The organism is Brevibacillus sp. JNUCC-41 (assembly GCF_014844095.1).
In the GTDB taxonomy this organism is placed as follows: Bacteria; Bacillota; Bacilli; order Bacillales; family DSM-1321; genus Peribacillus; species Peribacillus aracenensis.
Genome location: NZ_CP062163.1, coordinates 1,237,926 through 1,257,653 on the forward strand (window position 1 = coordinate 1,237,926; position 19,728 = coordinate 1,257,653).

13 protein-coding genes, 20 tRNA genes and 3 rRNA genes are annotated in these 19,728 nt (G+C 44.8%); 7 read left to right on the forward strand and 29 right to left on the reverse strand.

Annotated features, from left to right (window positions below):
• Position 1 precedes the first annotated feature (1 nt).
• The 22 genes from JNUCC41_RS06115 to JNUCC41_RS06220 form a co-directional block, all read right to left on the reverse strand.
• A tRNA-Asn gene (locus tag JNUCC41_RS06115) sits at positions 2 to 76 on the reverse strand.
• A 10-nt stretch (positions 77 to 86) separates the two neighbouring features.
• Positions 87 to 163, reverse strand: a tRNA-Ile gene (locus JNUCC41_RS06120).
• A 5-nt stretch (positions 164 to 168) separates the two neighbouring features.
• Positions 169 to 242 (reverse strand) — tRNA-Gly (locus JNUCC41_RS06125).
• A 4-nt stretch (positions 243 to 246) separates the two neighbouring features.
• Positions 247 to 322: transfer RNA gene (locus JNUCC41_RS06130), tRNA-His, on the reverse strand.
• A gap of 17 nt (positions 323 to 339) precedes the next feature.
• A tRNA-Phe gene (locus JNUCC41_RS06135) sits at positions 340 to 415 on the reverse strand.
• A 23-nt stretch (positions 416 to 438) separates the two neighbouring features.
• Positions 439 to 514: transfer RNA gene (locus JNUCC41_RS06140), tRNA-Asp, on the reverse strand.
• Between the two features lie 6 nt (positions 515 to 520).
• Positions 521 to 594, reverse strand: a tRNA-Met gene (locus JNUCC41_RS06145).
• Between the two features lie 103 nt (positions 595 to 697).
• Positions 698 to 790 (reverse strand) — tRNA-Ser (locus JNUCC41_RS06150).
• A gap of 21 nt (positions 791 to 811) precedes the next feature.
• A tRNA-Ile gene (locus JNUCC41_RS06155) sits at positions 812 to 888 on the reverse strand.
• A 10-nt stretch (positions 889 to 898) separates the two neighbouring features.
• Positions 899 to 975: transfer RNA gene (locus JNUCC41_RS06160), tRNA-Met, on the reverse strand.
• A 28-nt stretch (positions 976 to 1,003) separates the two neighbouring features.
• Positions 1,004 to 1,079, reverse strand: a tRNA-Ala gene (locus JNUCC41_RS06165).
• 17 nt (positions 1,080 to 1,096) lie between these two features.
• Positions 1,097 to 1,173, reverse strand: a tRNA-Pro gene (locus tag JNUCC41_RS06170).
• An 11-nt stretch (positions 1,174 to 1,184) separates the two neighbouring features.
• Positions 1,185 to 1,261: transfer RNA gene (locus tag JNUCC41_RS06175), tRNA-Arg, on the reverse strand.
• A gap of 9 nt (positions 1,262 to 1,270) precedes the next feature.
• Positions 1,271 to 1,359, reverse strand: a tRNA-Leu gene (locus tag JNUCC41_RS06180).
• 12 nt (positions 1,360 to 1,371) lie between these two features.
• A tRNA-Gly gene (locus tag JNUCC41_RS06185) sits at positions 1,372 to 1,446 on the reverse strand.
• 8 nt (positions 1,447 to 1,454) lie between these two features.
• Positions 1,455 to 1,536: transfer RNA gene (locus JNUCC41_RS06190), tRNA-Leu, on the reverse strand.
• 8 nt (positions 1,537 to 1,544) lie between these two features.
• Positions 1,545 to 1,620 (reverse strand) — tRNA-Lys (locus JNUCC41_RS06195).
• A 20-nt stretch (positions 1,621 to 1,640) separates the two neighbouring features.
• Positions 1,641 to 1,716, reverse strand: a tRNA-Thr gene (locus JNUCC41_RS06200).
• Between the two features lie 10 nt (positions 1,717 to 1,726).
• A tRNA-Val gene (locus JNUCC41_RS06205) sits at positions 1,727 to 1,802 on the reverse strand.
• Between the two features lie 11 nt (positions 1,803 to 1,813).
• A 5S ribosomal RNA gene (gene rrf, locus JNUCC41_RS06210) occupies positions 1,814 to 1,929 on the reverse strand.
• A 119-nt stretch (positions 1,930 to 2,048) separates the two neighbouring features.
• A 23S ribosomal RNA gene (locus JNUCC41_RS06215) occupies positions 2,049 to 4,981 on the reverse strand.
• A 177-nt stretch (positions 4,982 to 5,158) separates the two neighbouring features.
• Positions 5,159 to 6,709, reverse strand: a 16S ribosomal RNA gene (locus JNUCC41_RS06220).
• Together the 16S, 23S and 5S rRNA genes with 19 tRNA genes alongside form the textbook arrangement of a ribosomal RNA operon.
• 434 nt (positions 6,710 to 7,143) lie before the next feature.
• Here JNUCC41_RS06220 and JNUCC41_RS06225 point away from each other — a divergent pair.
• Positions 7,144 to 7,329 carry a hypothetical protein gene (locus JNUCC41_RS06225; protein WP_192206835.1) on the forward strand — a complete coding sequence of 62 codons (186 nt, stop codon included), beginning with the start codon at positions 7,144 to 7,146 and terminating at the stop codon, positions 7,327 to 7,329.
• A 31-nt stretch (positions 7,330 to 7,360) separates the two neighbouring features.
• Here JNUCC41_RS06225 and JNUCC41_RS06230 read toward each other — a convergent pair whose 3' ends face one another.
• The gene (locus JNUCC41_RS06230) at positions 7,361 to 8,260 is read right to left on the reverse strand and encodes a DMT family transporter (RefSeq protein WP_192206836.1); all 900 of its coding nucleotides are present in this window, start codon (positions 8,258 to 8,260) and stop codon (positions 7,361 to 7,363) included.
• 149 nt (positions 8,261 to 8,409) lie between these two features.
• Here JNUCC41_RS06230 and JNUCC41_RS06235 point away from each other — a divergent pair, with 149 nt between their 5' ends.
• Positions 8,410 to 9,120, forward strand: a complete 711-nt coding sequence (locus JNUCC41_RS06235; RefSeq protein WP_192206837.1) for an MgtC/SapB family protein — start codon at positions 8,410 to 8,412, stop codon at positions 9,118 to 9,120.
• 209 nt (positions 9,121 to 9,329) lie between these two features.
• Positions 9,330 to 9,402 (forward strand) — tRNA-Ala (locus JNUCC41_RS06240).
• Positions 9,403 to 10,152: 750 nt separating this feature from the next.
• Here the strand turns inward: JNUCC41_RS06240 and JNUCC41_RS06245 are convergent.
• From JNUCC41_RS06245 to JNUCC41_RS06260, 4 genes are all read right to left on the reverse strand, one after another.
• Positions 10,153 to 11,130, reverse strand: coding sequence for a tRNA dihydrouridine synthase (locus JNUCC41_RS06245; RefSeq protein WP_192208063.1), 978 nt, complete (start codon positions 11,128 to 11,130; stop codon positions 10,153 to 10,155).
• Positions 11,131 to 11,693: 563 nt separating this feature from the next.
• Positions 11,694 to 12,905: an aminotransferase-like domain-containing protein gene (locus tag JNUCC41_RS06250; RefSeq protein ID WP_192206838.1), complete on the reverse strand. Its 1,212-nt coding sequence runs from the start codon at positions 12,903 to 12,905 to the stop codon at positions 11,694 to 11,696.
• 197 nt (positions 12,906 to 13,102) lie between these two features.
• Positions 13,103 to 13,474, reverse strand: coding sequence for an MmcQ/YjbR family DNA-binding protein (locus tag JNUCC41_RS06255; RefSeq protein WP_192206839.1), 372 nt, complete (start codon positions 13,472 to 13,474; stop codon positions 13,103 to 13,105).
• A gap of 24 nt (positions 13,475 to 13,498) precedes the next feature.
• Positions 13,499 to 13,894 carry a VOC family protein gene (locus JNUCC41_RS06260; RefSeq protein ID WP_192206840.1) on the reverse strand — a complete coding sequence of 132 codons (396 nt, stop codon included), beginning with the start codon at positions 13,892 to 13,894 and terminating at the stop codon, positions 13,499 to 13,501.
• Between the two features lie 241 nt (positions 13,895 to 14,135).
• Between JNUCC41_RS06260 and JNUCC41_RS06265 the strand changes: the two genes are divergently transcribed.
• Positions 14,136 to 14,366 carry a helix-turn-helix transcriptional regulator gene (locus JNUCC41_RS06265; protein ID WP_144549559.1) on the forward strand — a complete coding sequence of 77 codons (231 nt, stop codon included), beginning with the start codon at positions 14,136 to 14,138 and terminating at the stop codon, positions 14,364 to 14,366.
• Positions 14,367 to 14,410: 44 nt separating this feature from the next.
• On the opposite strand, the gene JNUCC41_RS06270 is transcribed toward JNUCC41_RS06265, so the two are convergent.
• Together JNUCC41_RS06270 and JNUCC41_RS06275 are read right to left on the reverse strand one after the other, a co-directional pair.
• Entirely contained in the window at positions 14,411 to 14,758 is a 348-nt protein-coding gene (locus tag JNUCC41_RS06270; protein ID WP_192206841.1) for an ASCH domain-containing protein, read from the reverse strand.
• A gap of 156 nt (positions 14,759 to 14,914) precedes the next feature.
• Positions 14,915 to 15,082 carry a hypothetical protein gene (locus JNUCC41_RS06275; RefSeq protein ID WP_179891108.1) on the reverse strand — a complete coding sequence of 56 codons (168 nt, stop codon included), beginning with the start codon at positions 15,080 to 15,082 and terminating at the stop codon, positions 14,915 to 14,917.
• A 400-nt stretch (positions 15,083 to 15,482) separates the two neighbouring features.
• Between JNUCC41_RS06275 and JNUCC41_RS06280 the strand changes: the two genes are divergently transcribed.
• The 3 genes from JNUCC41_RS06280 to putP all read left to right on the forward strand — a co-directional run bounded on the left by JNUCC41_RS06280 (position 15,483) and on the right by putP (position 19,636).
• Positions 15,483 to 16,400 carry a proline dehydrogenase family protein gene (locus JNUCC41_RS06280; protein ID WP_095394596.1) on the forward strand — a complete coding sequence of 306 codons (918 nt, stop codon included), beginning with the start codon at positions 15,483 to 15,485 and terminating at the stop codon, positions 16,398 to 16,400.
• Positions 16,401 to 16,457: 57 nt separating this feature from the next.
• Positions 16,458 to 17,999, forward strand: a complete 1,542-nt coding sequence (gene pruA, locus JNUCC41_RS06285) for an L-glutamate gamma-semialdehyde dehydrogenase (RefSeq protein ID WP_192206842.1) — start codon at positions 16,458 to 16,460, stop codon at positions 17,997 to 17,999.
• A 167-nt stretch (positions 18,000 to 18,166) separates the two neighbouring features.
• Positions 18,167 to 19,636 (forward strand): sodium/proline symporter PutP, encoded by a 1,470-nt coding sequence (gene putP, locus JNUCC41_RS06290; protein ID WP_192206843.1) that lies wholly within the window; start codon positions 18,167 to 18,169, stop codon positions 19,634 to 19,636.
• Positions 19,637 to 19,728 lie beyond the last annotated feature (92 nt).

The following is a 19,728-nucleotide window of genomic DNA, read 5'->3' on the forward strand; positions in this document are numbered from 1 at the left end:
ATGGCTCCGCAGGTAGGACTCGAACCTACGACCGTTCGGTTAACAGCCGAATGCTCTACCACTGAGCTACTGCGGAACAATAAATATGGTGGGCCTAAATGGACTCGAACCATCGACCTCACGCTTATCAGGCGTGCGCTCTAACCAGCTGAGCTATAGGCCCATATTTGGAGCGGGTGAAGGGAATCGAACCCTCATCATCAGCTTGGAAGGCTGAGGTTTTACCACTAAACTACACCCGCGAAATGGGGCGACTGATGGGAATCGAACCCACGAATGCCTGAACCACAATCAGGTGCGTTAACCACTTCGCCACAATCGCCGTAATTTTTCAGAATATGGTGGCTCAGGACGGAATCGAACCGCCGACACAAGGATTTTCAGTCCTTTGCTCTACCGACTGAGCTACTGAGCCACATATGTATTGAATTTTAAAAATGGCGGTCCCGACGGGAATCGAACCCGCGATCTCCTGCGTGACAGGCAGGCATGTTAACCGCTACACCACGGGACCTAATAATTGCGGGGACAGGATTTGAACCTGCGACCTTCGGGTTATGAGCCCGACGAGCTACCGGACTGCTCCACCCCGCGACGGTAATAATGAAACGATTTGCATCAAGTTTTCGTGTATAACGTTTCGTCCGCATCCTTTATGTAAGGGTGTTTCAAAACAACTTGCTGCTTTTTGAAAAAATGGAGGAGGTAGAGGGATTCGAACCCCCGCGGGATTTGACTCCCCTGTCGGTTTTCAAGACCGATCCCTTCAGCCGAACTTGGGTATACCTCCATGGCTTTTAAAAAGTGAATATGGTGGACCTTGTAGGACTCGAACCTACGACCGGACGGTTATGAGCCGTCTGCTCTAACCAGCTGAGCTAAAGGTCCTTATATTTATTGGTAGCGGCGGAGGGGATCGAACCCCCGACCTCACGGGTATGAACCGTACGCTCTAGCCAGCTGAGCTACACCGCCAATATAATATAAGTTTCTGATTGAAAAATGGTGGAGCCTAGCGGGATCGAACCGCTGACCTCCTGCGTGCAAGGCAGGCGCTCTCCCAGCTGAGCTAAGGCCCCATTCATTAAAAATCACGTGGTCGGGAAGACAGGATTCGAACCTGCGACCCCTTGGTCCCAAACCAAGTGCTCTACCAAGCTGAGCTACTTCCCGCAATAAAAACATGGTGCGCCCGGCGGGAGTCGAACCTACAACCTTCTGATTCGTAGTCAGATGCTCTATCCAATTGAGCTACGGGCGCATATTATGATGGTGCCGAGGACCGGAATCGAACCGGTACGGTAGTCACCTACCGCAGGATTTTAAGTCCTGTGCGTCTGCCAGTTCCGCCACCCCGGCACATACGAAAAGTGGAGCGGAAGACGGGATTCGAACCCGCGACCCCAACCTTGGCAAGGTTGTATTCTACCACTGAACTACTTCCGCATGAAAGATGCGGGTGAAGGGACTTGAACCCCCACGCCTTGCGGCGCCAGATCCTAAGTCTGGTGCGTCTGCCAATTCCGCCACACCCGCATATAAAATGGTGAGCCATGAAGGATTCGAACCTTCGACCCTCTGATTAAAAGTCAGATGCTCTACCAACTGAGCTAATGGCTCGTGCTTGTACTATTTTAAAATGGTGCCGGCAAGAGGACTTGAACCCCCAACCTACTGATTACAAGTCAGTTGCTCTACCAGTTGAGCTACACCGGCAGGTGTAAAATGGTGGAGGATGACGGGATCGAACCGCCGACCCTCTGCTTGTAAGGCAGATGCTCTCCCAGCTGAGCTAATCCTCCATATGAAACCTGCTTGGCGACGTCCTACTCTCACAGGGGGAAACCCCCAACTACCATCGGCGCTGAAGAGCTTAACTGCCGTGTTCGGAATGGGAACGGGTGTGACCTCTTCGCTATCGTCACCAAACAATGTTAACATTTTTTCAAGACATATATTATTATAACGTCTTTTTGAGAAAATGCAAGAAGAAATTTTCATTCCTTCAAAACTAGATAATAAGAAGGTATTTCATTTTTTTTAAAGCGTTGGTTAAGTCCTCGATCTATTAGTATCAGTCAGCTCCACATGTCGCCACGCTTCCACCTCTGACCTATCAACCTGATCATCTTTCAGGGATCTTACTAGCTTGCGCCATGGGAAATCTCATCTTGAGGGGGGCTTCATGCTTAGATGCTTTCAGCACTTATCCCGTCCGCACGTAGCTACCCAGCTATGCCTTTGGCAAGACAACTGGTACACCAGCGGTGCGTCCATCCCGGTCCTCTCGTACTAAGGACAGCTCCTCTCAAATTTCCTGCGCCCGCGACGGATAGGGACCGAACTGTCTCACGACGTTCTGAACCCAGCTCGCGTACCGCTTTAATGGGCGAACAGCCCAACCCTTGGGACCGACTACAGCCCCAGGATGCGATGAGCCGACATCGAGGTGCCAAACCTCCCCGTCGATGTGGACTCTTGGGGGAGATAAGCCTGTTATCCCCGGGGTAGCTTTTATCCGTTGAGCGATGGCCCTTCCATGCGGAACCACCGGATCACTAAGCCCGACTTTCGTCCCTGCTCGACTTGTAGGTCTCGCAGTCAAGCTCCCTTGTGCCTTTACACTCTACGAATGATTTCCAACCATTCTGAGGGAACCTTTGGGCGCCTCCGTTACTCTTTAGGAGGCGACCGCCCCAGTCAAACTGCCCACCTGACACTGTCTCCCACCCCGATAAGGGGCGCGGGTTAGAATTTCAATACAGCCAGGGTAGTATCCCACCAACGCCTCCACCGAAGCTAGCGCTCCGGCTTCTCAGGCTCCTACCTATCCTGTACAAGCTGTACCAAAATTCAATATCAGGCTGCAGTAAAGCTCCACGGGGTCTTTCCGTCCTGTCGCGGGTAACCTGCATCTTCACAGGTACTATAATTTCACCGAGTCTCTCGTTGAGACAGTGCCCAGATCGTTACACCTTTCGTGCGGGTCGGAACTTACCCGACAAGGAATTTCGCTACCTTAGGACCGTTATAGTTACGGCCGCCGTTTACTGGGGCTTCGGTTCAAAGCTTCGCTTGCGCTAACCTCTCCCCTTAACCTTCCAGCACCGGGCAGGTGTCAGCCCCTATACTTCGCCTTGCGGCTTCGCAGAGACCTGTGTTTTTGCTAAACAGTCGCCTGGGCCTATTCACTGCGGCTTTTCTGGGCTATTCACCCTAAAAAGCACCCCTTCTCCCGAAGTTACGGGGTCATTTTGCCGAGTTCCTTAACGAGAGTTCTCTCGCACACCTTAGGATTCTCTCCTCGCCTACCTGTGTCGGTTTGCGGTACGGGCACCTTACATCTCACTAGAGGCTTTTCTTGGCAGCGTGGAATCAGGAACTTCGGTACTATATTTCCCTCGCCATCACAGCTCCGCCTTAATGGAAACGGGATTTGCCTCGTTTCCGGCCTAACTGCTTGGACGCGCATATCCAACAGCGCGCTTACCCTATCCTTCTGCGTCCCCCCATCGTTCAAACGATGTATAGGTGGTACAGGAATATCAACCTGTTGTCCATCGCCTACGCCTTTCGGCCTCGGCTTAGGTCCCGACTAACCCTGAGCGGACGAGCCTTCCTCAGGAAACCTTAGGCATTCGGTGGAAGGGATTCTCACCCTTCTTTCGCTACTCATACCGGCATTCTCACTTCTAAGCGCTCCACCAGTCCTTCCGGTCTGACTTCAACGCCCTTAGAACGCTCTCCTACCACTGACACCCAATGGTGTCAATCCACAGCTTCGGTGATACGTTTAGCCCCGGTACATTTTCGGCGCGGAGTCACTCGACCAGTGAGCTATTACGCACTCTTTAAATGGTGGCTGCTTCTAAGCCAACATCCTGGTTGTCTAAGCAACTCCACATCCTTTTCCACTTAACGTATACTTTGGGACCTTAGCTGGTGGTCTGGGCTGTTTCCCTTTCGACTACGGATCTTATCACTCGCAGTCTGACTCCCAAGAATAAGTATTTGGCATTCGGAGTTTGACTGAATTCGGTAACCCGTTGGGGGCCCCTAGTCCAATCAGTGCTCTACCTCCAATACTCTCATCTTGAGGCTAGCCCTAAAGCTATTTCGGAGAGAACCAGCTATCTCCAGGTTCGATTGGAATTTCTCCGCTACCCACACCTCATCCCCGCACTTTTCAACGTGCGTGGGTTCGGGCCTCCATTCAGTGTTACCTGAACTTCACCCTGGACATGGGTAGATCACCTGGTTTCGGGTCTACGACCTCATACTCATTCGCCCTATTCAGACTCGCTTTCGCTGCGGCTCCGTCTCATCAACTTAACCTCGCATGAAATCGTAACTCGCCGGTTCATTCTACAAAAGGCACGCCATTACCCATTAACGGGCTTTGACTACTTGTAGGCACACGGTTTCAGGATCTATTTCACTCCCCTTCCGGGGTGCTTTTCACCTTTCCCTCACGGTACTGGTTCACTATCGGTCACTAGGGAGTATTTAGCCTTGGGAGATGGTCCTCCCTGCTTCCGACGGGATTTCTCGTGTCCCGCCGTACTCAGGATCCACTCAGGAGGGAACGAAGTTTCAACTACAGGGTTTTTACCTTCTTCGACGGACCTTTCCAGGTCGCTTCATTTACCCCGTTCCTTTGTAACTCCATGTTGAGTGTCCTACAACCCCAAGAGGCAAGCCTCTTGGTTTGGGCTAATTCCGTTTCGCTCGCCGCTACTCAGGAAATCGCGTTTGCTTTCTCTTCCTCCGGGTACTTAGATGTTTCAGTTCCCCGGGTCTGCCTTCAGTACCCTATGTATTCAGGTAAAGATACTGTTCCATTACGAACAGTGGGTTTCCCCATTCGGAAATCTCCGGATCAAAGCTTACTTACAGCTCCCCGAAGCATATCGGTGTTAGTCCCGTCCTTCATCGGCTCCTAGTGCCAAGGCATCCACCGTGCGCCCTTTCTAACTTAACCGTTAAAAAAGATCTTACAGATGCTTTGAAAAAAATTAATTGCCTTCTATCTATTATCTAGTTTTCAAGGAACAATGCAGAAAGAATGTCATCACATCGTGATGCTTGTCTTTCCTATTTGAATGAATTACTCATTCAAAACTGAACAAAACAAAAGCGCTCTCGTAATTATCCTTAGAAAGGAGGTGATCCAGCCGCACCTTCCGATACGGCTACCTTGTTACGACTTCACCCCAATCATCTGTCCCACCTTAGGCGGCTGGCTCCATGAAGGTTACCTCACCGACTTCGGGTGTTACAAACTCTCGTGGTGTGACGGGCGGTGTGTACAAGGCCCGGGAACGTATTCACCGCGGCATGCTGATCCGCGATTACTAGCGATTCCGGCTTCATGCAGGCGAGTTGCAGCCTGCAATCCGAACTGAGAATGGCTTTATGGGATTCGCTTACCTTCGCAGGTTTGCAGCCCTTTGTACCATCCATTGTAGCACGTGTGTAGCCCAGGTCATAAGGGGCATGATGATTTGACGTCATCCCCACCTTCCTCCGGTTTGTCACCGGCAGTCACCTTAGAGTGCCCAACTGAATGCTGGCAACTAAGATCAAGGGTTGCGCTCGTTGCGGGACTTAACCCAACATCTCACGACACGAGCTGACGACAACCATGCACCACCTGTCACTCTGTCCCCCGAAGGGGAAAGCCCTATCTCTAGGGTTGTCAGAGGATGTCAAGACCTGGTAAGGTTCTTCGCGTTGCTTCGAATTAAACCACATGCTCCACCGCTTGTGCGGGCCCCCGTCAATTCCTTTGAGTTTCAGCCTTGCGGCCGTACTCCCCAGGCGGAGTGCTTAATGCGTTAGCTGCAGCACTAAAGGGCGGAAACCCTCTAACACTTAGCACTCATCGTTTACGGCGTGGACTACCAGGGTATCTAATCCTGTTTGCTCCCCACGCTTTCGCGCCTCAGTGTCAGTTACAGACCAGAAAGTCGCCTTCGCCACTGGTGTTCCTCCAAATCTCTACGCATTTCACCGCTACACTTGGAATTCCACTTTCCTCTTCTGCACTCAAGTCCCCCAGTTTCCAATGACCCTCCACGGTTGAGCCGTGGGCTTTCACATCAGACTTAAGGAACCACCTGCGCGCGCTTTACGCCCAATAATTCCGGACAACGCTTGCCACCTACGTATTACCGCGGCTGCTGGCACGTAGTTAGCCGTGGCTTTCTGGTTAGGTACCGTCAAGGTACCAGCAGTTACTCTGGTACTTGTTCTTCCCTAACAACAGAACTTTACGACCCGAAGGCCTTCTTCGTTCACGCGGCGTTGCTCCGTCAGACTTTCGTCCATTGCGGAAGATTCCCTACTGCTGCCTCCCGTAGGAGTCTGGGCCGTGTCTCAGTCCCAGTGTGGCCGATCACCCTCTCAGGTCGGCTACGCATCGTCGCCTTGGTGAGCCATTACCTCACCAACTAGCTAATGCGCCGCGGGCCCATCTATAAGTGACAGCGTAAACCGTCTTTCCATCTTCTCTCATGCGAGAAAAGAACGTATCCGGTATTAGCTCCGGTTTCCCGAAGTTATCCCAGTCTTATAGGCAGGTTGCCCACGTGTTACTCACCCGTCCGCCGCTAATCTCAGGGAGCAAGCTCCCGTCGATTCGCTCGACTTGCATGTATTAGGCACGCCGCCAGCGTTCGTCCTGAGCCAGGATCAAACTCTCCGAAGAAATGTTTGACTTGCTCATTTGCTTTTTTAATAGTGTATGCTCACTTAAAATTTAACGTTGGCGCTTTGTTTTGTTCAGTTTTCAAAGAGCAATTTTTGTTGTCGTTCCTCTCAGAAGCGACCTCTATAATGTAACACATTCTGTCACGTTTCGTCAACAACTTTTTTTAAAAATGTTTTCCAACTTGTTAGTTGTTTAAGTTGTTGTCTTAGCGACAAGAAATAATATACCATGTACTAAAAGTGTTTGCAATACGTTTTTTAAAACTTTTTCAAAAAAAACATTTTCACCTGTTCCCATCTATATATTCTTTACATCATCATCACACCCACCCTGTTTCCGGACCAAGCTCATGTATTATGAATAAACGAAGCATATTTCAAAAGAAACACAAATAGACATATATAGATATCTTTTTTCCATGAGGTGAAGCAATGAATCTCTCATTAATCGGATTACTCATTTCTTACTGTATGGCCCTTTATTTATTCAGTACCGCTTTTTATGAAGCCATCAAGTTCAGCAGGGAAAAAGGCAAAGTGAATGGTACGACGTTTTTATTCAGCTTTACTTTTGGATTGATTTTCACACGGATCACCTATTTGTTTCACCCCTATTAATAAAAGCAGTAAGTCGGGAGACTTACTGCTTTTATACGGAAACTTGCGCTTCTTTATTTACCTTGCTTTTCTTTTCATCCTTTAAGAACATCATCAAACCACCCAATATGATGGTACCTCCGAGGACCTGCGTCCAGAGTATCGGTTCATCCAATATGAAATAAGCCAGAATTGTCGCTCCCACCGGTTCAAGTAAAATTCCCATTGAAAGCGTCGAAGTGCTTAACCACTTTAGTGACCAATTGAATAAAGAATGCCCTAATAGAGTCGGGAAAATTGCAAGCAGAACGAAATTGATCCAATCAGAAGTAGGATAAGGCGCCAATGCCTCTCCTTTGAAGATCACATAGAAAAACAATGCGACAGCGCTGATTGCATACACGACAAAAGTATATGTTATAGAAGAGATGCGTTTTCGAACATTTTGACCAAACAATAAATAACCGGTTACCAGCGCACATGCGATAAGCGAAAGAATATCTCCCCAAAGCGCCATGCCGCTGATTCTCATATCACCCCAGCTAATGACAAGGCTGCCTGCTATCGCAATGACGCCGCTCAATATCGCCTTCATCGAAAACCTTTCTTTAAAAAACAGGTAGGCTCCGGCAAAAGCGAATAAAGGCTGGAGTGTGACAAGCACAGTTGAACTTGCGACCGATGTGTAATTAAGCGATTCAAACCATAATATAAAATGAAAAGCCAAAAACACTCCTGCCGCAATCGAATACAGCCAATCCCTTTTTTTAATGAATTTAAGTTCATGACGGTATTTCACCAAGAAAACCGGCAACATAAGAAGCACAGTAAATAATAAACGGTAAAAGGCGATAACACCCGATGGAGCTGTCGCCAATTTAACAAGGATGGCCGAAAACGATACGGATGCCACACCGATCGCTAACGCTACATAAGGATTCAATTTTGGCATTTACTTAAATTCCTCCTTTCAACGGAATTACGTTTCATTGAACTCTATTCTACTATGTTAAAATTATTAGGGTAGTCTTTTTTAGAAAACGGGTATATGGCAACAGACGATCTTATTATTCGATAATAATTCGGAAGTGGTGAAACAAAATGGAATGGACATTCGACCCTCAATCGGAACTGCAAATCCTTATCAAATTGGGGATTTCAGCTCTCCTTGGACTAATTATCGGACTAGAGCGAGAAATGAAACGAAAACCCGTTGGATTAAAAACAAGCCTGGTCATTTCAATCGTCAGCTGTTTATTGACGATCGTTTCCATGGAATCCGCTTATAAGTTCCCGGGGAGCGACGACGTAAATATCACAATGGACCCCTTGCGTCTGGCGGCTCAGATTGTTTCCGGGGTAGGCTTTATCGGTGCAGGCGTCATTCTCCGGAGGGACAACAACAGCATATCCGGATTAACGACAGCCGCCATCATCTGGGGAGCGGCGGGAATCGGAATCGCCGTTGGAGCAGGATTTTTTCTTGAAGCAATAGCCGGCGTCATCCTATTGATCATAAGTGTCGAATTGGTGCCCGCAATCGTCACCTGGCTCGGACCGATGAAGTTACGGCAAAAAGAAATTCTTCTGCAGCTAGTCGTACAAAATAAAGATGACATTGCCATCGTACTGAAAAAAATCAAAGACGAAAAAATATTCATCAAAAACCTTAGAATTAAAGATGTGGCAAATGACAACCACCTTTTGACACTTAAAGTCCTGGTCGATCATAAAATCAGGACATCGGAAGTGTATTACACCGTCTCCAATCTTAAGGAGATTAAAAGGGTTGAGATTGAAAATTCAGGATAAAGATAAAAGGGGTTCGGAAGTAAATATTCCGAACCCCTTTGAATTTCCCTCCATATTAAGAAATCAAGCCTCAACGAGTCCGCTATGTAGACCATCCCCCCCATTGGGCATCCTCTTAAATTAATGGCTATTTATCTTTTTGCAAAAATCTCATATTTATTATTGACTTTTCACCAAAATCCGATAAAATAATTATTGTACCTCAATTCGGGGCATTAGCTCAGCTGGGAGAGCGCTACGCTGGCAGCGTAGAGGTCAGCGGTTCGATCCCGCTATGCTCCATATCCGAAAACCCTTGCGTAGCAAGGGTTTTTTTCTTTTTATCTAATCCTCCCCTTTGACTACTGTATCCCAATCGTTCTGAGATGACGTTCACATATATCCCCTTGAACAACACGGTTTTTAAGTACATCGTCTAATTTAATTCATTCATTGGATCATTAGGAGTTCCATGCTGAGTGCAAGCCACTAAATAAGTGATCTTGATAAATATCCCCTAATCTTGGTTTCTCTTTTGAAACGGTTAATTCCCCCTTAAAGCATCCTTCTCAGATAAATTAATGGTTCGTAAACCCGACTTGGTTTTAGCCCCATTTATTATTGTCCTTCCGTCGTGACTTAACGTTTGTCTAATAGTTATTCCCCCTTTCTCTAAGTCAGCATCTTTCGCGTAGTCCGGGTATTTCACCTTGTCGCATTCCCGTATTCCATGCCATGAGAAAGATGATTATAGTTTATTCCTTTTTTATTTGCTTTTGGCAGTTTGATTTTCCCTGCTACATTTTTAGAAACCAGTTCAAAATCGATCACATGTTCAAGTGAATTTCTACCGATCTCCACATGGGTTTACTATAATTGAAAACGCATGGGGGGTTGGTGGATTTCACAAAAAAAATAAAGGAACCAGTATCATCTGATTCCTTTAGCAATATTTCATGTAAGAAGCCATTTAGGTGTGTTTTTTACATGTATTAACAAACATATAAAGTAACGACCTACTTCACTTTCACCTGAATGGGGACACTTCTACTGTTATCCCATTCCGTCAAGATTCTTTGACCCAAAGTTATCAAGCAGTACACGCACTTCATCTGTTGACTCTGTGCTCATTAATTGATTTCTTAATTCACTTGCCCCTCGAAACCCGCGGACATATATCTTAAAAAAGCGATGAAGAGCCTTGAACGAACGTAGTCCTAATTTTGAATATTTATCATGGAGATCCAGATGCAACCTTAATAGATCAAGCAATTCCTTACTACTATGATCTTGCGGCTGCTTTTCAAAGGCAAATGGATTATTGAAAATACCGCGCCCAATCATAACTCCATCAATGCCGTATTGATGAGCGAGCTTTAAGCCAGTTTGACGGTCAGGGATATCCCCATTGATCGTCAAGAGTGTATCTGGTGCCACCTGGTCACGAAGTTTCTTGATCTCCGGGATTAGTTCCCAATGAGCGTCTACTTTGCTCATTTCCTTTCTTGTACGCAGATGAATGGATAGATTGACAATGTCTTGTTTCAATATGTGTGTCAGCCAGTCGTGCCACTCGTCTACATCCGTGAAACCAAGTCTTGTCTTTACACTTACCGGCAATCCTCCTGCTTTTGCTGCTTGTATTAAATCTGCTGCAACTTCTGGACGACGGATAAGGCCGCTTCCCTTCCCATTCTGTGTCACATTAGGTACAGGACAGCCCATATTGATATCCACACCCCGATAACCTAGTTTCGCCATACCAATACTCATTTGCCGAAAGTGTTCAGGCTTATCCCCCCATATGTGGGCTACAATTGGTTGTTCATCCTCTGTAAAAGTCAAACGTCCACGCACACTTTGTTTCCCCTCTGGGTGACAATAACTCTCCGTGTTTGTAAACTCTGTAAAAAACACATCAGGTCTGGCTGCTTCACTCACTACATGGCGAAAAACAACATCCGTCACATCTTCCATTGGTGCCAGTATAAAAAAAGGTCGTGGTAAATCACGCCAAAAATTATCTATCATGTTCAAACCCAAATCCTCTCATTATGGGATACCAGGCAAACCCCTTATCCCAAAATTAAAAAGCAAAATGTCCCTGCTTCTTTTACACTTATACCATGCTTAATCACTTTTTATCAAACTGATCGGATATGTTTATTTCCCAAAATCGGGGTTTAATTTAACTTCACAATCTTTTTACAAAATATCTCCTACTAAAACCCAACCCATCAACCAGCATTCCACTGTTCGAGTTAAAATAAAATTTTTCCAAAAAAAACCAAAAATAAATATGGAAGAACACTGGATTGACAAGGGTTTAACAATAAAAAGACCCCCGAAATCGCAAAAGTACTTTTCAACGAAATCAGGGTAGAACTGGCAAATGTTTCTTTAAACTAGCAAGGGCATTTTTTAATTAGACATCTTCCATTCCAAATCCAACTCTGATATAAAGCCATTACTGAACACTATAGGGCATTACAGGAAAATGCACCTACCTCCTATACGGAAGCAGGCGCATTCAAATTCATCAAAAAAAGCTTCGAACTAGCTTGGAATGTTAGCCATTGCAATGATTAACTAACTTACAATCCTTCAGGACAATCTATGAAAAAAGATGCGATAAGCTGTCCTAGCCTTCGAATTCCCTCTATTATTTCTTTCTCATTGGCATAACTGAACGAGAGCCGGAGAAACTCGGTTCCATCGTTTTGATCCAAGAAAAAGTATTTCCCTGGAACATACGAAACACCCTCAGCCAGTGCCTGTGATAATAAATCCGACGTATCAACACCTGGAACTCTCACCCATACAAAGTAACCGCCATCTGGTACATACCAGGAAACGGATTCTGGAAGAAATTGTTCCATCGCACGGATTAGCGCAGTACATTTAGAACGATACACATCCTTTAGAAGGTCGAGCCGTTTCTCAAAATCGGTGTTTTCTAAGTATACAGCCATTGCACTTTGAGCAAATGGATGGTCCAAATCTTTTTTAAACCACTCTAAAGCCTTAATGAATTCACTTTCCCCTGCTATCCATCCAATCCGCATTCCTGGTGCAACAACCTTGGATAAAGACCCAACTTGGAGGACTCGCCCGCATTTATCCATAGATTTTATTGGCACCGGATTTTTATCAAAGGATAGTTCTCCGTATGCATCATCCTCTATAATGAGGAAATCAAACTCGATGGAAAGCTCCACTAAATGCTTCCGGCGCTCCATTGTCATAGTCGTCCCTGTAGGATTTTGAAAGGTTGGGATTGTATATAGAAAACGCGGGAGGGTTAGACCTGTACGTTTCCTTTCATCCAGCATTTCTTTTAATCGGAACGTTTGGAGTCCCTGTTCATCTATAGGTATACTAATAATCTGATTCGTATAGTTTTTAAAAATCTCTAAAGCCTCCATATAGGTGGGAGACTCTACCGCTACGGCCGCTTTATCATCAAGAAGGACGCGGGCAATAAGATCAATCCCCTGGCAAGCTCCTGATGTAATCAAAAGCTGATCTTCCAAAATGGAAATTCCGCGCTCTCCCAATCTTTTTTGGATTTGATGCTTTAGTCTTGCAATTCTTGGACTTCCGATATAATGGAGCGGCAAATCCTGCTCCTCATCAAGAAGTCTGGCTACAGCTACCTTGAGCTCCTCAGCAGGAACGAGAGTAGAATCTGGATAGCCTGAACTCAGGCGAATGCAACCTTCTGGCAAATCTGGCATCCATGCACCGGGCGGATCATTCTTAAGTGCCGCTTTAATGTTCTCAGGAAAAAAAGATTCAACATTCACTTCAACCATACACCTTTCCGTCAATCAAACCTGATTGATTCTCGCAATTTTTGAAGATAGCTTCTTATTTCATGATACACGCTGATAGTCATCAAGAGACAACAATGCCTCTTGATCTTTTAGAAATCTCTTGGACGCTCCAATGGAATGATGAAAGAACCTAAAAAAATAAAGAAAGGCAGATCGTCCGCCCTTCTTCACTTTTTATGCAACTCATTCCATTTCTTAACCAAACGCTTCGGTGCCGCGCGTAAATAGGCTTCATTAATTAGATAGGTCAATTCATCCCAGTCTTCCTTATCCGGATTTTGAATAGAAACCCAACCGTGATGTCCTATATATGGGGTTTTGAAAAAATTCCCGTTCTGCAACAATAATTCCTGAGTTTCTCGATCTGACTTGAACGACAAGCTGAACCCCTTCTCGCTTTCACCTGATATCACGAAGGATTTTCCATTGGTTTTAAAAGTATTGTGGCCAAAGCCGTCAATATGTTCAACAGCTTCAGGTAGTGCAAGGCAGATATTGCGTACAATTTCAAGCATGGCTGCCGTGTCTTGTAATTTCATGTTTTAATTCACCTATTATCCACTCTATTTTGCGTTTACATCAGGTTGATGAATTCCGAATATATTGCCTTCGGTATCAATATAGTAGCCTTGCCAAGCCATACCAGGCAGGGCATATTTGGGCATTGCGACGTTACCGCCATTCTCAATAATTTTAGCTTCCGTTAAATCGTAATCTTCCACGCCCATTGTACAAGCAAATCCATTTAATGCTTGGTTTGTTTCCGGCGGAGCACTTTGACGCTGCATCAAAGCACCATTGATCCCAAGTTCTTTCTCATCGCCAGTTACCGCCCCAAAGTAAGGCATGCCTGCATACTCACTCCAATCTTGAAATGACCATCCAAATACCTCTCCATAAAACTTCTTTGCCCGTTCCATGTCATTCACATGAATTTCGAAATGAACTAATCTTCCCATGATTCCCTCCTAAGTAACATATGAATTAACCATTCACTTACCTTATCCAGTCTGTTAGCTTACATATACTATTATAATGGGAATGGAAATAAATTCAAAGAACTTGGAGCTTCATCATACAATCTGTCAAAACTGGTTTGTTCCGACCAACGGTTTGCATGCCTAATTTTTGCGAAACTATGTGTATATTTTTGTGAAAGTTGGACTAGACTGCTAGTAAATGATTCTAGGAGGTTATCAAATGTTTAGATTCGGAAAGAGAAAGCTGCGGAGCAATGTCGGTAAATTAATCGATAAGCACGGATATACACAAGAGGAGTTTGTCAGTGCGTCAGGAATCTCACGTAATACGATAAGCAGAGTCTGCAGCGATCCTAAGTATGTACCGTCAGCCGGGGTTTTAAAGAAAATCATGAAGGCGGTTCGAAGCATAGATGCTGGCGCAAAGGCAGATGACTACTTTGATTTGTAAACAAAAAGGGCCCTAGCGTAATGGCCGGGGCTAAATGTATTTGTTCAATCCTTATTCATTCCCCATAAACCATGCTGTCCTTTCGCTGGAATAAAGTCATCCAGCAGCTGCAAGTCCTTAACTTCCCAAGCTCCCCCCTCCCACTTTGAAGTCCCTTCCAATATTGCCAGCGTTCCGTTATTTTCAATTACCTTCACGCAATTAACCTTACATACACCCATGATCATACAAGTTCGAAGGTTTGTCCTTTGAATATCCTTGCTTATCCAGCAACATCTGGATTGCCAGTAGGCCACGGTACGATAATTCGTTCTCCATGACCTTGTTTCGTATTTGACCTCCCCCAGGACAAATTGACTCGCCCAAGGCTGGGTCATTGATAATATCTTCAATTCCAACTTCCCCTGAATCTAAAAAATAAACCCCCACTTCCATTAGGAGCGGGGATTTTTGATGATATGTATATATCTTGCGGTTCTTTTGTCCCTTTTAGAAAAACCCTGCAAGGATTGTCTAAAAGGGACAAAAGGTTATATATTCCTATAAAGCTATTTTCGACTAACCATTTTCTTTATGAACTGAACCACAGGTGACACAATCGATTCATGTACATTAGTAAGGGCATAGCCGATCAGACCCATTATTACCAGGGCCAAGATTAATCCTATTATCAATCCTGATGTTTCTCTAAGTTCTTCAAGTACAGCATCCATCATTCCTTAACCTCCCCGGCTTGCCGATGCGACTTAATTACGGTTTTACATCTATTTTACTTTTGTCATTTATCGGTTTTTCTTGGGCCTTGCCCATTCTGTTAAATAAGGTTCATTATAACGCATTGGATGATTATGGTCGAGATGCCACTTTTAAACGTATTTATTGCTGTCATTCACATCATTGCTTACTACTGAAGGCTCTACCTCTAGCGTTTCTCTTTAAGTTAAAATATAAACCTTCGTTTCATCCGAACATACAAGAAGCAATGTAAACCTTTTCATTTGTCCAAAACCGACAAACAAATGACAGAATTATTGTTTTTTTGGAACATTGAGAATATTGTCGAAAAACCGTAAGCTTAATTTATTGAAATACATCTTCTTAGGGGGTGCGCTTTATATGGAAGCCATTACAAGGGACTTTTTCTTATTTTTATCTAAAAATAATCTGCTTAATAATATTGCTAAAAAAAGCGGAGGAAATTTTGCTGCTGGAAAGATCATTGGGGGAACTGATTTCCAAAGTTCCATTAAATTCATTAAACAACTTAACAATAGCGGCTTGTCTGTTACAGTAGACCACCTTGGGGAATTCGTTGATTCTAAGGAAGTGACTCAAGAACGGACGGCAGAATGCATCGAAACCATCGAAATGATCAGCAGGGAAAAACTTGATTCACAGGTTTCTCTGAAGATGACTTCTTTGGGACTCGATATCGATCATAAACTCGTGATCGAGAATATGACGAAAATTCTTGATACAGCCGAAAAACATAAAGTCATGGTCACGATCGATATGGAAGATGAAGTTCGCTGTCAGGCAACTATCGATATCTTTAGACAGTTCAAAGAAAAATACAGCTGCATAAGTACTGTTCTACAAGCATATTTATTCCGCACAGAGAAAGATTTGGAGGACCTTGGCCAATATAAGCCATTCCTGCGTCTCGTAAAGGGTGCCTACAAGGAATCTGCCGAGGTAGCTTTTCCCGAAAAGAATGATGTAGACGAAAACTATAAAAAGTTGATTAAGCAAAGTCTTCTTAACGGAAATTATACGGCCATTGCCTCACATGATGACAAAATCATCGAATATACAAAAGAGCTGGCTAAGAAGTTCGACATCCCGAATACACAATTCGAATTTCAAATGCTTTATGGCATGAGAAATAAAACTCAATACGAATTGGTCAAGCAAGGTTACAAAATGCGCGTCTATGTACCATATGGTCTGGATTGGTATGGATACTTCATGAGAAGGCTTGCAGAACGGCCATCCAATATTGCCTTTGCCTTCAAAGGGATGGTCAGAAGCTAAATATACATTCAACATTATTAATGGCTACAAAAAATCTATTAAAAGGTGTGATTATCAATGATTTCATATAAACACGAACCATTTGTTGATTTTACAAGCGAGGAAAACAAAAAAGCATATCAGGAAGCACTTCAAACTGTTGAAGGCTACTTAGGGCAAGACTACCCTCTTTATATCGGCGCAGAGAAAGTGACGACTGATGAGAAAATCGTTTCATATAACCCTGCAGATAAGCAAGAGGTAATCGGCCGAGTATCGAAAGCGAACAGGGATCTTGCTGAAAAAGCCATGCAGGAAGCTGTTACCGCTTTTGAAAGCTGGAAAAAAGTGAAGCCGGAAATCCGTGCTGACGTTTTGTTCAAAGCAGCTGCCATCATTCGCAGACGCAAGCATGAGTTCTCTGCGTTATTGACGAAAGAAGCAGGAAAACCTTGGAATGAGGCTGATGCGGATACAGCGGAAGCGATCGATTTCCTTGAATTCTATGCACGCCAAATGCTGACACTTAAAGATGGTGTGCCAGTTCAAAGCCGTCCGGGCGAATTCAACCGCTATGATTACATTCCATTAGGGGTAGGCATCATCATTTCTCCGTGGAACTTCCCATTTGCGATCATGGCAGGTACAGCTGTTGCCGCTATCGTTACTGGTAACACAATTCTATTGAAACCAGCTTCTACTACTCCTATCGTTGCTGCGAAATTTGTTGAAGTAATGCTTGAAGCCGGTCTTCCAGCAGGTGTATTGAATTTCGTTCCAGGAAGCGGCGCCGAGGTGGGCGACTACCTGGTTGATCATCCTAAAACACGTTTCATTTCCTTCACAGGTTCACGTGATGTAGGTCTGCGCATTTACAAACGTGCTTCAGAAGTGAACGAAGGCCAAATTTGGCTGAAGCGTGTCATTGCTGAAATGGGCGGAAAAGATACGATCGTCGTAGACAAAGAGGCAGATCTTGAATTGGCCGCTCAATCGATCGTGAAATCTGCATTTGGCTTCTCGGGACAAAAATGTTCTGCATGCTCCCGTGCTGTCATCGTAGAAGACGTATACGATCAAGTATTAGATCGCGCTGTTGAATTAACAAAACAACTAACAGTTGGTAATCCTGTAGAAAATCATTTCATGGGACCAGTTATCGATCAAGCTGCTTTTGACAAAATCATGAGCTATATTGAAATCGGGAACCAAGAAGGACGCATTCTGACTGGAGGAGAAGGAGACAGCTCTAAAGGCTACTTCGTTCAGCCGACAATCGTTGCTGATGTCGATCCGCAAGGCCGCTTGATGCAAGAAGAAATTTTCGGACCAGTCGTTGCTTTCACAAAAGCGAAGGACTTTAACGAAGCTCTTGAAATCGCCAATAACACTGAATATGGTTTGACTGGGGCTGTCATTACGACAAATCGCCTTAACATGGAAAAAGCACGCGAAGAATTCCATGTGGGGAACTTGTATTTCAACCGCGGCTGCACTGGCGCAATCGTAGGTTATCAGCCATTCGGCGGGTTCAACATGTCAGGAACCGATTCCAAGGCAGGCGGACCGGACTACTTGCAGCTTCATATGCAAGCCAAAACAACGTCCGAAACATTCTGATAATGTTCTATTAAGCAATTTGAAGATGATTTATAACCCCTTATGGTTTTCGGATCTTCCATTCTGGATACCAAAACCATAATGAGGTTAAATGGAGGAAGTGACAAATAGGTTGCTTCCTCTTTTAAAACAAAAAATTACTTATTTCAACCTGAAGGGAGTCTTTTATGGATTACGCATTAATAATTTCAATCAGCATTTACATGGCTGGCATGCTTTTCATCGGTTACTTCGCTTATAAAAGAACTTCCAATTTAAATGATTATATGCTGGGCGATCGGGGCCTTGGTCCTGCTGTCACTGCATTAAGTGCCGGTGCCGCGGATATGAGCGGTTGGCTTTTAATGGGGATGCCTGGTGCCATGTTCGCAACAGGACTAAGTTCCATCTGGATTGTAATCGGTCTCACGTTAGGAGCCTATGCGAACTGGCTGTATGTTGCGCCAAGATTGAGAACTTATACGGAAGTCGCTAATAACTCCATAACGATCCCCGCTTTCCTGGAAAATCGTTTTGGCGAGGGCTCAAGGATCTTAAGGCTCATTTCGGCATTGGTCATCCTGATATTCTTCACCTTTTACGTTTCTTCTGGAATGGTATCCGGCGGAGTCTTATTCCAAAGTACATTTGGCCTTGATTACCACTCAGGTCTATGGATATTGACAGGTGTCGTCGTCGCCTATACTTTATTCGGCGGATTCCTCGCAGTAAGCTGGACAGACTTTGTTCAAGGAATCATCATGTTCGTTGCCTTGATCCTTGTACCGATCGTCACGATTATCCATGTGGGCGGTTTCGGTCCTTCAATCGACACGCCACGTTCCATTGATCCAGCTCTATTGAATATTTTTACAGGGACGAGCTTTTTAGGCATCATCTCATTGTTTGCCTGGGGACTGGGTTACTTCGGACAGCCGCATATCATTGTCCGCTTTATGGCGATCAGTTCTGTTAAGGAAATCAAGAAAGCCCGTAATATCGGGATGGGCTGGATGATTTTCTCCAGTATCGGTGCGATGCTGACTGGATTCATCGGAATCACTTATTATCACCAGAACGGAATCAAGTTAGCTGATCCTGAAACGATTTTCATAGAGTTGGGGGAAATACTATTCCACCCGCTTATCACCGGTTTCTTGATTTCCGCAATACTGGCAGCCATCATGAGCACGATTTCTTCGCAGCTTTTGGTTACTGCCAGCTCTTTAACGGAGGATATATACAAAACTTTCTTCCGTCGTACCGCTTCAGATAAAGAACTTGTTTTCCTCGGCAGGCTTTCCGTACTGATCATTTCGATCATCGCGCTGATCCTATCTTGGGAGCAGAATGACACGATTCTTGGACTTGTCGGGTACGCGTGGGCTGGATTCGGTTCTTCATTCGGTCCGTTGGTCTTACTAAGTCTCTTCTGGAAACGGATGACAAAATGGGGAGCTTTAGCAGGGATGATCGTAGGTGCCGCTACTGTAATTTTCTGGTCCATGGCCGGATTATCCGATACGCTTTATGAAATGATTCCTGGTTTTGGCGCAAGCTTGATTGCCATCGTCCTGGTCAGCCTTCTAACAGCGAAACCATCTAAAGAAGTAGAAAATCAATTCGAAGAATTCGAAAGAACATTAAAACAATCATAAATCCCCCTAAAAGGAACGGTATTTCTTCATATACCGTTCCTTCTTTGTTCTTGCCCCTATACACATCATAACTTTAAAAGTATTATTATACT

Coding starts and splice junctions, on each gene's coding strand:
- JNUCC41_RS06225 (WP_192206835.1), top strand. CDS start 7,144: ATGAATCTCTCATTAATCGGATTACTCATTTCTTACTGTATGGCCCTT.
- JNUCC41_RS06230 (WP_192206836.1), bottom strand. CDS start 8,260: ATGCCAAAATTGAATCCTTATGTAGCGTTAGCGATCGGTGTGGCATCC.
- JNUCC41_RS06235 (WP_192206837.1), top strand. CDS start 8,410: ATGGAATGGACATTCGACCCTCAATCGGAACTGCAAATCCTTATCAAA.
- JNUCC41_RS06245 (WP_192208063.1), bottom strand. CDS start 11,130: ATGATAGATAATTTTTGGCGTGATTTACCACGACCTTTTTTTATACTG.
- JNUCC41_RS06255 (WP_192206839.1), bottom strand. CDS start 13,474: ATGAAATTACAAGACACGGCAGCCATGCTTGAAATTGTACGCAATATC.
- JNUCC41_RS06260 (WP_192206840.1), bottom strand. CDS start 13,894: ATGGGAAGATTAGTTCATTTCGAAATTCATGTGAATGACATGGAACGG.
- JNUCC41_RS06265 (WP_144549559.1), top strand. CDS start 14,136: ATGTTTAGATTCGGAAAGAGAAAGCTGCGGAGCAATGTCGGTAAATTA.
- JNUCC41_RS06275 (WP_179891108.1), bottom strand. CDS start 15,082: ATGATGGATGCTGTACTTGAAGAACTTAGAGAAACATCAGGATTGATA.
- JNUCC41_RS06280 (WP_095394596.1), top strand. CDS start 15,483: ATGGAAGCCATTACAAGGGACTTTTTCTTATTTTTATCTAAAAATAAT.
- pruA (WP_192206842.1), top strand. CDS start 16,458: ATGATTTCATATAAACACGAACCATTTGTTGATTTTACAAGCGAGGAA.
- putP (WP_192206843.1), top strand. CDS start 18,167: ATGGATTACGCATTAATAATTTCAATCAGCATTTACATGGCTGGCATG.